The organism is Mangrovicoccus sp. HB161399, from assembly GCF_013184745.1.
GTDB lineage: Bacteria > Pseudomonadota > Alphaproteobacteria > Rhodobacterales > Rhodobacteraceae > Mangrovicoccus.
Genome location: NZ_JAATVU010000130.1, coordinates 1 through 9,019, shown reverse-complemented (window position 1 = coordinate 9,019; position 9,019 = coordinate 1). Strand labels below are relative to the sequence as shown.

Below are 9,019 nucleotides of genomic sequence, written 5' to 3'. Positions count from 1 at the left end.
GGAGGGCGCCGGCCCATCACAGCGGCCGCGGCTCCCAGCACCTGTCCATCAAGCGCACGGAGCGGCTGGCGGAAGCGGGCATCGGGCCTCGGTCGGCAGCGTGGGGGAACCGCACCGCGCGGGGGCCGCCGGACGGCACCTGCGCCATGACCTCGGCGATGGCCGGGCCGCCATCCTCGGCCGGGCAGCAGAGCCCGCAGATGCCGCTCCCGCGGCCCGGCATGCAGGCGGGCCGCTCCGGCGCGCCTGCCGGCCCGGCGGACAGGCGCAGGTTGCCGAGCCAGCGCATGCCTCCTTCCGCTCCCTCCCGGGACATTGCCGCGCAATGCCCTGCCGGGCAGCGGATCGGCACGCGGGCCGGGGTGACCCCGCGCTTGGGCGCGGCAGTGCCCTTGACGGCGGCGCGGCACCGGAACTTGGCCGCCGCCGGCCCGGGGGCAGCCCGTCCGGCGCGGCCGCCGGGCCGGCATGCATCCGGACCCCGCAGACGGCGCGCTTCCCGCGGCGGCCGTCCTCCAGCTTGTGCCCGGCCGGGAGGGCGAACCCGGTCTTCTCCGGGGCCGCGCGCCTGAAATTGACTTCCGTGGCGTCCTGCCGGATCGGGACGGGACCGCCGGCGGCCCGGATGCGCAGGGCGGACGCCGCGGAATGCCCCAAGGGGATCCCGTCTCCGCTGGCAGTCCCGCCGGAGAGGAACCGGCGGCCGCCTCGGCGTCCGGCCGGTCCCGGACCGCACCCGGCGGCTTCCGTTTCCACCCGGCTCCGTGCCATGCCCGCACCTCGCGCATCCGGTGCCGCATGGCGCATCATGGCCCTATCGCCGTCGCCAGGGCCAAGGCCGGCAGGCGAACCAATTCACCGCACCAACTTGCGGGGAACTGCAAGGCCGGCGGGCGGATACGGACCATGAAGAAGACGGCCTCCGCGCTGGCGCTGGCGGCGGCCCCTGCGGCGTCCGGCGCCTGCGCGGCGATGCCCGAGCTTCCAGCCGAGCAGACCGCCGCGACGGAGGACGGCATGCTGGCAGCGATCGCTGCCGCATGGCCGGTGTGGCCATGGCGACATTAAAGCTGGCTCCAAGATTATATGCGGCATCAAGGTCAACGGGGGAATGCCGACCCGCAGGCGCCCGGCGTCCTGGATGCCGGCCTGTCCTTCGGCCAGCGGCCAATGACGAGGGCCTGCTGCAACCCAACAGGGTCTCCACCCGGCATCCGATCCCGCACGACATCAAGGACGCGGACGGCTTCTGGCACGGCGACGATTGCAGCGCGCTCGGCTTCGGCGCCAGCCTCGACATTTTCCCTGGTGCACCGCCCCGCCGCGAGGCGCTGCAATCCCCGAATTCCGCAACTCTTCCGCAGCACGGGGCGAGGCGCGCACCGGCAACTCGGCAATGATGGCGGACCATGCGGCGGGCATGGCCAATTGCGGGGGCACGGGCGCCGACACGCTGTACGCCGGCATCCCCTTCTTCATGGAGCTGAAGGAGGACGGCAATTCCGTTCCCGTCAAAGGCAGCGCGCAGACCACAGCCCAGGGCACCACGCCATTCTGTTTCGACTGGACGGCAACCTGCGGGCGATGCGCGACACGCTCGACGGCAACCCGCCGAGGCGATCCTGCCATAGGGGGCCGCTGTCGCGGGCGTCCCTGACCGGACGGTCCCGGCCAATGCCCTGCATCCGAATGCCGCCAGGCTGTGGATGGAGCACCTCCGTTCGGACGATGGCAGCTGCTGTGGCTTGCCGGCTCCTGCCATCCGATCCGCTTCGCCAGCAGGGCGGACCGCGGCGCTAGCCAACAGGACCTGCCGACCATGCTGCCGCCCGCCGGGAACGACGCCAGGGCGGTCTTCCCGTCCCTTGCCGATGGGGCACAGGCCAAGGCGGCTGTGGCCGCGAACCGGGCGAAGCAAATGGGCGTCCGGCTGCGCCCCTGCGAAAACCGGAGTGAGGGCCCGCGCCGTCACTCCCTTCCTCCGGAGCCGCTTGGCCAACAGCCCTCCTCGAAGGCGATTCCGCGGCGCCGCGCACCCAGTTGCCGCTGGCTTGGCTTCGTTCCCTTCCCCACCTTCGTAGCGCTCTTCGTGATCCTGCCCGTCGGCTGTCCGGTGCGCGGCGCCGTCAGCCGCCCGACAGGCGCCAGCCGCTGGAGCGCTGGCGTGGCCCTTCCCGCCCGAAATCCGGTCCCGGGACTGGCTGTCGATCCGGCTCGGCATCAACTCCGCAGCTATCAGCGCACTTGCCCAGCTGATGCTGTGCTGGGTGCTGGTCCTGGGCAGGCCGCCCAATTGGGGCCGCCTCGGCTGCATGCCCTTCTCGGGCGTGGCCGCGAACGTCGCGGGCGTTCCGCTGGCCTTTGCCTTCGTCGCCAAGCTGGGACAGCCCGGCCCCACCACACCGGTGCTGCGCGGCGTCTTCGGGATCAACATCTGTGCGATGGGTGTCTCGCTCTTGTCCTTCCGGGGGCTGATGCCGACCTGTCTGCACCTTCGGCTGCCGCTGATGCAGCCGATGCTGACGCCCGCGCTGGAGTGCATGCGCCCCGATCGATGCGAAGCCGCCGAGCGCCCGGGTGCCAGCCCGCGCCAGCACCTGCTGCAGGTGGGGCTCCCGCAGCTCGCGTCCTCGGTGCCGGGCTGCTGCCCGTCGCCAGTGCCTCCGGCATTCCCGCCACGATCTGCGTGCCGACCTCGGCCAGTTTCAGCATGGGGCCGATCATCCCCTTCCAGCTGATCCGCGGCAATGTCCTCTGCACCCAGCCCCGGCCTTGCGATGGCCGCCGGCATGATCGTCATCATGGTCGCCCCGGACACGGTCCATGTCATCCTGCACCGCCGTGCCGGGCGGTGGCAGCAATGCAGCAGCTCCCGGTTCTTTCCTGGCTGGCGGTGCCGCAGGCCTCCGCCTATTTCCTGTTGCCGCTCTTCGCGACCTCCAAGTCCCCGCTGCAGATGGAACGCGGCGGGCCGAACTTCGAGTCCCACTGTTCGGCACTGTCCTCCGGCCTCTTCCCGCAGCTGCCGCGCTGTCCGCCATGGCGTTGCGGGCAGCCATCGTGTCCGGCATCCTGCAGGTCGTGCCCACCGCCCGATGGGCGCGGCTGGAACTGCCGTGGCTGCGCCCGCCGACCCAATTCTTCGGCCTGATGCTGCCGGCGTCCTGCCGGTGGTTCCGGTCTTCGGCGATGTGCGCATCGACGGCACCTTCCGCCACTGGCCAGGACGGAGGCGGGCACGAACTTGCCGCTGGCGGTCGGCTGCACGGTGCTGTCCCAGCCCCGCATGCAACGCGCGGTCGATGCCGGCATCCAGGGCAGCGGCTTCGCCACGCTGACCGAAGCCGCCGAGCGCCCCGGCACCCCGCGGCCAGGGACCATCGCCATGGTGATCTTCCCGAACATGTGCTCCTCCATAGTCTCGCGGGCCGTCCTGACCTTCTCGATCTCCCCGGACGAATTCCCGGCCGACCCGGCTTCGGCCTCTGCAGGGCGCAGGACCGCCCGGACCATGCCCGCCAGCCCGCCGCCATTGCGGTCACGGCCTTTGCCTTCGCATGGATCTGCATGGTCCTGAGGGAGCTTCCCCCATGGCCCGGCCCGGGCGCGTTCCGCGGGCAAGAATGGATGGCACGCGACCTTCCGCGACCTCGCCGGCATCGCCAGGACCTACGGCCTCGCTGCCGCCGTGCAAAGCATTGGCCTGTCCGCGCGGAAGGGCGAATTCCTCCTCTTCCCCGGGCAGTCGAACGGCGGAATGACCAGCGTCCCGCGCCCGCCCGCGGGCTTCGATACAGCGAGCTCCAGGCGGACCGCCGTCGAGGATCGCGGCGTCAGCGCGCGGCCCGCGGCCAAGAGGCAGATCGGCTTGGCGTTCCAAGCCCATGCGGTCTTCTCGGACATGACGGTGGCGCCGAAAGTCGCCTTCGGCCCGAAGATCGCCTTCACGGGCCCTGCCGACCCCAGATGCGCGGCGTCGACATGATCGGGGTCCTCCATGCGGCCGGGCCGCGCATCGAGGCCCGTCATATCCAGGGCGCGACGCCCGAAGCGGCAGACCTGGCACGGCAGCCGATGGCGGCGGGCGCCGGGCAGTGCACCACCGGCAATCCCGAAGGGCCGGCGCAGCTCCGCCGCCCGCCCGCGCAACGGCCGCCGCCTCCGGTCATCGGCGCTGCGCGTGCCAGGCGGTCCAGAAGAGGCTGGCGAAGAACCTTTCGGCCGGGGCGAAGCCCGCCCCGGCCAGCAGCGCCGCGACCGCCTCCTCCGATGCCGGAGGAACCGCGCCCGACTGGATGCGCGCCAGCTTCGCCGCGGCCTCTTCCGGCGCAACGCCGTGCTGGCGCCAGCGGTTGGCCCAGGCGGCGGCGAGAAGCGGCGCGCTGCCGTAGGGGCGGCAGTTCCCGGCAAGGACCATCGATCCGCCCGGCCGCAGCCGCGCGCCGATCTCCGCCAGGAACTGCGCCCGCTCCGCATCGCCGGGAAGATGGTGCAGCACGCCGATCGCCAGCGCGCCATCCCAGTCCGGTTCCGGCGGCAGCGCCGAAATCTCCGCGCAGTGGAAGGTGACGCGGTCCGCGAACCCGGCCTCTGCCACCTGCGCCTCGGCCAAGGCAAGCATCGGCGCCGACGGGTCGGCCGCCAGGAAGCGCCAGCCGGGTTCCAGCCGCGCCGCCGCGAGGATCTCGCCCGCCGTGCCGCCCGCTCCGGCGACGAGGATGCGCCGCTCCGGCCGGCCGGCCAGCGCCGCCGAAAGGATGCAGGCCGACAGCTCGTGGCAGGCGTCGTAGCCCGCAAGCGCGATCCGCGCCTGCTCCGCGTACTCTCCGGCCCGGCCGGCATCGAATTTCTCATGGGCGGCAGCTGTCATCCTTGGGTCTCCTGTTCTGCGCAACGGATGCCGGTGCGCCGCGGCACAGGATACGCGATTTGCGCCCGGGTCCGAGCCGCATCGCGACAACGTGCATTCGCAGCCGCGGCAATGGCAGAACCGCCGTGCGCATCCTCCGGGCCGCATTGCGGCCGACACCCGGATGGATGCCGTAGGCCGCAGCCGGTACCGGCCGCCTGCCGATGGATGCCCAGGTTGCCGGGGACCTTCCGGTCCAGCAGGGTCCGGGCCGCAGGGGCGAGCGAACCGACGGGATCCTCCGCGCCGCATCCCCGCCATCGCGCCGCGGACGCCTGCCTCAGGCCCGGAAAGCCCCGAGGCCCCTGGACAGCCGCCTTTCCGGTGTCGCAGCGCCCGGCGGTCCGGAATGTTCCGGTCCGCCGGGCTCCGGCTGACCGCTGCGCGGCAGCCGCGGGCGCCACCGCCACCGGCAAGTCCGGACTGGCCGACCGGATCTCTGCGTCGTCCGGGAGCGGACCGGGCAGCTCCGGCGGATGCGGACAATCGGCACCTTGGGGGATTTGCACCGTCCGGACCGGGCGAAGGAGCGCGGCTTATATCCAAGCCTGATGACCGGCAGGCGCACCCGGACGGCATGTCACGAAAAGGTCTCTGCCCAGTCCGGCATGCTGCGGCGCGGGCCGGGCGTTTTCCCTGTCCATCCGCGCCCGTCCGGGACGCAAGCCGTTCAGGGATGGACGCCTGAAACGCAGCCGGGCGACAGCTTCGGCGCCGCCATCGCCTGCGGTCGGCCGGGAAAATCCGCACGGTCTGCGCCAGAGTCTCCCTCTGGCTGGAGGGCCCGGACCCTGGGGCGACCGAGTTGCCGGGCCTGCATCACGGCCCGGCAGAGGGGCGAACGCCCGGACCGCCGCGTGCAAGACTGCAGGGCCGGTTCCGGCGCCCCATCGCTGCGGCACCGGACCGCAGAACCCCGGGCAACTGTCATTGCCTGGAAGACCGGGCGTCGTTCCTGCACCACGGAAGCCAATCGATCCCCATTGGCCAAACGAGGCACCGAACCGCCGGGCCACCGCTGCGCTCCAAGCGGCCCTCAGGCGGTTCGCCCATGGCCATCCCCCCCCCTGCCTGGAGACCAGGTCAGGGCGCAGCATGCGCCCCAGCCTTGGCAAGCTGCCGTTTCCGGATCGCCGGGCCGCGGCAGCACAGGAAGATCGCGCACCGGCAACGATGCAGGTGCCGTCCCGGGCATGGCTGCAGCGGCGCAGAATTGCGGCCGCCTGCCTGCCTTCGATGGGCCTTGGCGGCGGCAACGGGGCGCGGCCCGGGACTCCCGCAAGCCCCGCCTGCGCAACGTTGCAGGCTGCGGGCCGGAGCTCCGCAGACCTGCTGCCGGACCGCGTCTTCGGATGCCGCGGGGCAACGCGGGCCGTTGGCGGCGGGCCATGCCCGCCACCGGCCCGGCCGAAGTCAGGCGCTGCCTGCCGCCGCCTCGGCCGGGCTGCGGCGGCCGACCCAGACCAGGGCAAGGCCCGCCAGCGCGGCAAGCCCGCCGGCGACCGGCACTGCGGCATAGCCCAGCCCGAGGCTCAGCACCGCGCCGCCAAGCGCCGCGCCGATGGCATTGCCGAGGTTGAAGGCCCCGATATTCACCGAGGAGGCGAGCCCCGGCGCCCCGGCCGCCGCCCGCATCACCCGCATCTGCACCGGCGGCACGATGGCGAAGGCTGCCGCGCCCCAGACCGTCAGCAGAACCGCCGCGCTGGCCGGATGGCCGAGAAACAGCGGCGCGGCCAGCATGATCGCCGACAGCGACGCGAGGAAGATCGTCGCCGCGCCCTGCAGCGACCAGTCGGCCAGCTTGCCGCCCGCCCAGTTGCCGATGGTGAAGCCCGCGCCGATCAGCACGAGGCAGAGCGTCACGAAGCTGCCCGAAGCGCCCGCCAAGGTCTGCAGGACCGGGGCGACATAGGTGTAGAGCGAGAACATCGCGCTGGCGCCGAGCACCGTCGTCAGCAGCGAGGTCAGGACCTCGGGCCGGACGAGCACGCGCAATTCGCGCCGCAGATCCGGACGCTGCCCGGCCAGCCCCGCGGGAAGCGCCGCCCACAAGGCCGCGATGATGGCGAGGCCCAGCCCGGCCGTTCCGGCAAAGGCCAGCCGCCAGCCAAGATGCTGGCCGACCCAGGTCGCCATCGGCACGCCGCCGACATTTGCGATGGTCAGGCCCATGAACATGGTCGCCACCGCGCTGGCCTGCTTTCCGGGCGGCACGATGCTGGCCGCGACCACCGCGCCAAGGCCGAAGAAGGCGCCGTGATTGAGGCTGGTGACCACCCGCGCGGCAAGCAGCGTCCAGTAGCCGGGGGCCATGGCAGACATCAGGTTGCCGAGGGTGAAGATCGCCATCAGCGCCATCAGCGCGCTGCGCCGCCCGAAGCGCGCGAAAAGCAGCGTCATTGCCGGGGCGCCGATCATCACCCCCAGCGCATAGGCGCTGACCAGCATGCCGGCGGCGGGGATCGAGACCTCCACGCCCTGCGCGATCACGGGCAGCATGCCCATCGGCGAGAATTCCGTCACGCCGATGCCGAAGGCACCGGCGGCAAGGGCCAGAAGCGGCCAGTTGGTCCCCTTGGGGCTGTCCTGGGTCATTGCAAATCCTGTTCACTCGTTACTTCGCTACCAGTCACATAGAACCGGCCTCCGGGCTTGAAAATTGGCCGCCCGGGCACATGATCTGTGAAACAGGTTCACAGGAGGCCGCATGGACAACCGGGCGGGAGAAATGCAGGTCTTCCTGCGCGTGGTGGAAACCGGCAGCTTCTCGGAGGCGGCGCGGCAGGCGCGGATGACCCCCTCGACGGTCTCCAAGCTGATCGGGCGGGTCGAGGCCCGGCTGGGCGTGCGGCTGCTCGACCGCTCCACCCGGCGGCTGTCCCTGACCGCGGAGGGGCGCGGCTATTACGAGCGCAGCCGGGCGCTGCTGGCCGAACTCGACGCGATGGAACGCGACCTGTCTCAGGGGGCGGCGGGGATGACCGGCACGGTCCGCGTCTCGGCCTCGGTGGGCTTCGGGCTGGTCGCGGTGGAGCCGCTGCTTCCGGCCTTCTGGGCGGACTATCCGAACGTCGTCATCGACCTGTCGCTGTCGGACGAGATCGTCGATCTCTATCTCGACCGCACCGATGTCGCCTTCCGCGTGGGCGCGCTCGGCAATTCCAGCCTCACCGCGCTGAAACTCGGCACCGCGCCGCGGAAGATCGTCGCCTCGCCGGACTACCTGGCCCGCCACGGCCGCCCCGAGCGGGCGGACGACCTTGCGCGCCATGCCTGCCTGGGCTTCAACTTCCGCCGCTCGGCCCCGGTCTGGCCCCTGCGCGACAGCGGCCGGATCGTCGATCGCGGCGTGACTGGCCCGCTGATGGCGAATAACGGGGAGACGGTGCGGCGGATGGCGCTGGCCGGGATGGGGCTGGCGCGGATCGGCGAGTTCCATGTCCGCGAGGACCTGCGCGAGGGACGGCTGGCCGAAGTGCTGGCGGAGGCCGTCGAAGGCGACAGCGAGGATGTCCACGCGCTGTTTCTCGGCGGCGAGCGGATACCGCACCGGGTCCGCGCCTTCCTCGATTTCATGGCGCCCCGGCTGCGCGCCCATCTCGCCGCTGCAGCCTGATCCCGTGCGGCCGGGCGGCTCCGGCAGTCTGCTGCAGCTTCATGCAGAGCAAAGCAGCGCCCCGGCCTGATGACTGCTTACCGCAGCACCCTGACGGCAGCGATGTCCTCACCGCCCGCGTTGTCCTGGCCCGTGCCCGCCACCAGTACGTAGGAATTTGATCCCATGGTTTGATGGTGCGATCCATTCGCTGGGATGGAAGGAAGCACCATGGGACAGGTTCGTCACGGCAGCGCCGCGATCCTCTGACCGGAAGGCAAATGTGCGCATTCGCCGAGAGGGGCGCACGCCATCCGAGCTGCAATACAGCGATCGCAAGCTTCGGCCGCGGCGCTGAGCCGGGAACTCGGGAGCGAGGAGGATCGGAAAGCGATCCAGTGAATTGCTTTCCCGGCGAACCCGGAGACGGTCGCGAAGCAGCGCAGGCGCGAGACGGCCGGGGACCGCAAAACAGGCCCGAGGGAACCGCGCTCGGCCGTTCCTGGCGAGAT

General features: G+C 71.7%; 4 protein-coding genes. 2 read left to right on the top strand and 2 right to left on the bottom strand.

The window, feature by feature from the left end; translation table 11 throughout:
• Positions 1-906: 906 nt before the first annotated feature.
• Positions 907-1,068, top strand: coding sequence for a hypothetical protein (locus HCC78_RS30520; protein WP_172332514.1), 162 nt, complete (start codon positions 907-909; stop codon positions 1,066-1,068).
• A 3,097-nt stretch (positions 1,069-4,165) separates the two neighbouring features.
• On the opposite strand, the gene HCC78_RS30515 is transcribed toward HCC78_RS30520, so the two are convergent.
• Positions 4,166-4,870, bottom strand: coding sequence for a cyclopropane-fatty-acyl-phospholipid synthase family protein (locus HCC78_RS30515; protein ID WP_172332513.1), 705 nt, complete (start codon positions 4,868-4,870; stop codon positions 4,166-4,168).
• A 1,452-nt stretch (positions 4,871-6,322) separates the two neighbouring features.
• Entirely contained in the window at positions 6,323-7,507 is a 1,185-nt protein-coding gene (locus tag HCC78_RS30510) for an MFS transporter (protein WP_172332512.1), read from the bottom strand.
• Positions 7,508-7,619: 112 nt separating this feature from the next.
• Between HCC78_RS30510 and HCC78_RS30505 the strand changes: the two genes are divergently transcribed.
• Complete coding sequence (locus HCC78_RS30505; protein ID WP_172332511.1) at positions 7,620-8,528, top strand: LysR family transcriptional regulator; 909 nt, start codon at positions 7,620-7,622, stop codon at positions 8,526-8,528.
• Positions 8,529-9,019 lie beyond the last annotated feature (491 nt).

Bases quoted from the DNA above. Each gene is read 5' to 3' on its own strand.
- HCC78_RS30515 (WP_172332513.1), bottom strand. From the start codon at position 4,870: ATGACAGCTGCCGCCCATGAGAAATTCGATGCCGGCCGGGCCGGAGAG.
- HCC78_RS30505 (WP_172332511.1), top strand. From the start codon at position 7,620: ATGGACAACCGGGCGGGAGAAATGCAGGTCTTCCTGCGCGTGGTGGAA.
- HCC78_RS30510 (WP_172332512.1), bottom strand. From the start codon at position 7,507: ATGACCCAGGACAGCCCCAAGGGGACCAACTGGCCGCTTCTGGCCCTT.
- HCC78_RS30520 (WP_172332514.1), top strand. From the start codon at position 907: ATGAAGAAGACGGCCTCCGCGCTGGCGCTGGCGGCGGCCCCTGCGGCG.